Raw genomic sequence first — 2,565 nt, forward strand, 5'->3', positions numbered from 1 at the left:
TGCCTGTGAAACTACTTTACACTGCTTTACAATTTTTAATCAAGTTTTATTACTTCAGTAAAACTGATATTAAATATTAGTTTTTCTTATTGAAAGGCAAGTAACAAGGTCAGGATACGCCGAAGCTATCTTTTGATGACATCACAACATATATGTATATTGTAGAAATTCTGGTTTTATTGCCTACTGTGCTGGGAATAATAGCTTTGTAGATTACCGCTATTCCAAAAAAATTAACCCTCGGCTTACTACTGGGGGCTTTTTTTGTTTGGCAAAATGGCATATCTAAAAATTAGATGGTTGCTATGGTATTTGAGTAGGATACATTCCATGCGAAAAGTACTGACTTGCATTACCCCTGGTAGTTAGCCGGGGGTTTTTATTGGAACTTCACTTTACTGGAGCTCTAAAAAAACTTTTCGCTTCCTGAAATCTTGCAAGGTGTAGATAAGCCACACTGTATGGTTTCAGGAAAATACAACTCATCTTCCTCGCAATATCTTCCACAAACGCAGCAAAACTTGTGTCTTGCCGCGTTTGTATTGCTTTGATTCTCCATTGGTCAAAATCACAGTATTGTCCCATAACAGGCGCAACCCTTGCTGTTACGTTCTTGCTTGATATTTGCTGGCTGAAAACTACACCAATTAAGCGAAACTTATATACAAAAAAACCGCTTGCCGATGGATTCAAGCGGTTTTTTCGCTGCATAGATTAGTTTTAGTTATCCAAAAAGTGTTAAATCTATGGCTAATTCCCTACATGATTATAATTTGCTCTAAACTTAGTAATAGATTTATTAAGGGCGTAGCTTGCCGCCGTAGGCATCGCACTTGTAGGGTCAAAGTAATTTATTCTTTTTACCGAAAGTTTTTTAGAGAACAATGCAACTACACATAGTTATTGTCCGGGGTTACTTATGTGTTAACAATCTTTATGTCAGGGGTAACATAAAAACCAAAAGGTTTTACTTGTTGAGATGATTCTTCAAATAACTGACTAATTCTATATTTAAGGTCTTTTTTTGAAAAGTTTATTATCACTTGAGTAAGCGATTCAAGTAACTCAGTCCATGAAGGATTATCAGAATATATTTTAAAAATCTCAGTAAATAATTTTTCTTCTTTTATTGATGGTGCTATAACAATAAAAATATCATCCTCTTGTTTAATAGAGATATATATAGCAATTCCTGAAGGTGGTACTAAATTTTTATCAAAAAAGCTTTTACCACAACTATTAATATTAAAACCTGTATTTGATGCAGAAATTACTAATTTGAAACTGAAAAAACATTCATTGTCTACAATAATAGCATCTTGAATAAAATTAGAAGGAGCAATTTTAGAGCCTTTTTCATCAACAATATATATATCTTTTCCTGGAGTACATTGAATATGTAAAGCTATTTTATCAATCAGTTCGCGGATAAAATCAAAATTTTTACCTACATATGCATAGGTATCCTCATAATCTTTGTTCACACTATCGACCAAATGTTGAAATATTGATTTTTGCATAAATTTAGTTAAAAAACCATAGTACTATATCATATTTAATTTAAAGTTCGCAAGTAACTTACCAAGTTTAGAGAGTGCGATGGCGTACCCGCGCGGCATAGGCGATCGCAAGGGGCGAATGCCAAAAAGTATGATTAAAGATAGCGCTTTTGAGTAGCACATCAAACCCTTATAACTTTGTAAAACTTTAATTACCACAGTCGCAAATCTATCTGCACCTGGGGATTATATCTAGAGAAAGTAGTATTTTAAATACCCGTAAGATTGACAACTTTGTATGAGTAATGATTCTAGAATTCCCTGCTTTTCTGAATTAATAAGGGATAGCGATTTTAATTCAACTAGGGAAGTGTCAATATAGGCTTATATCGAAATGAAAAAATCAAGTGTAACGAATTAACCATGACAGAAGCTAAAAACGTAATCGGTGGAAACCTAGAAGTCTGCTGCACTTCTCCCATGACCGGGTTTTACCGCGACGGTTTTTGTCGCACAGATGGTCAGGATTTCGGGTCGCACGTCGTATGTGCCGAAGTGACATCAGAATTCCTGGAGTTCACCAAATCGCAGGGGAACGACCTGAGCACACCTGTCCCTGATTCTAATTTTCCTGGACTGAAGCCTGGCGATCGCTGGTGTTTGTGTGCTTCTCGCTGGCAAGAAGCTCTTGATGCTGGCGTTGCTCCACCCGTCATCCTTTCTGCAACCCATGCTAGAGCTTTGGAAATGGTTTCCCTAGACGAACTGAAAAAACATGCCCTAACTTCGTCTTGATCAAATCGCAACGCGAGAGTCCTGCCGTCATTCTTACAAAGTCTGAGCACCGACTTGCGGTGCTCAGACTTTGCGCTTAGTTATTAGTAGATTAGTCCTTGAAATACTACGCCCATTCTAAGAGGATGTTTGAAAAGTATTTTTGCAAACATCAAAGCCTCCCAAACCTAACCCCCCTAGGGCGTGTTTTCAAACTATAACCATAATAAAATGGAGGCGATGGCTGCGCCAACGTCTTCGACGAACGTAATCATAGCTGTATAATTTACAG

General features: G+C 36.8%; 3 protein-coding genes. 1 reads left to right on the forward strand and 2 read right to left on the reverse strand.

All coding sequences use genetic code 11. The annotated features are described in order from the left end of the window. Positions 1–390: 390 nt before the first annotated feature. The gene (locus V7L29_RS11800; protein ID WP_334689605.1) at positions 391–711 is read right to left on the reverse strand and encodes a hypothetical protein; all 321 of its coding nucleotides are present in this window, start codon (positions 709–711) and stop codon (positions 391–393) included. 206 nt (positions 712–917) lie between these two features. Next, on the reverse strand, positions 918–1,520 hold the full coding sequence (locus V7L29_RS11805) for a hypothetical protein (protein WP_334689604.1): 603 nt from the start codon (positions 1,518–1,520) through the stop codon (positions 918–920). Positions 1,521–1,922: 402 nt separating this feature from the next. Between V7L29_RS11805 and V7L29_RS11810 the strand changes: the two genes are divergently transcribed. Continuing rightward, complete coding sequence (locus V7L29_RS11810) at positions 1,923–2,294, forward strand: DUF2237 family protein (protein WP_334735578.1); 372 nt, start codon at positions 1,923–1,925, stop codon at positions 2,292–2,294. Positions 2,295–2,565: the final 271 nt, after the last annotated feature.

It is taken from the genome of Nostoc sp. (genome assembly GCF_036916575.1).
In the GTDB taxonomy this organism is placed as follows: domain Bacteria; phylum Cyanobacteriota; class Cyanobacteriia; order Cyanobacteriales; family Nostocaceae; genus Nostoc.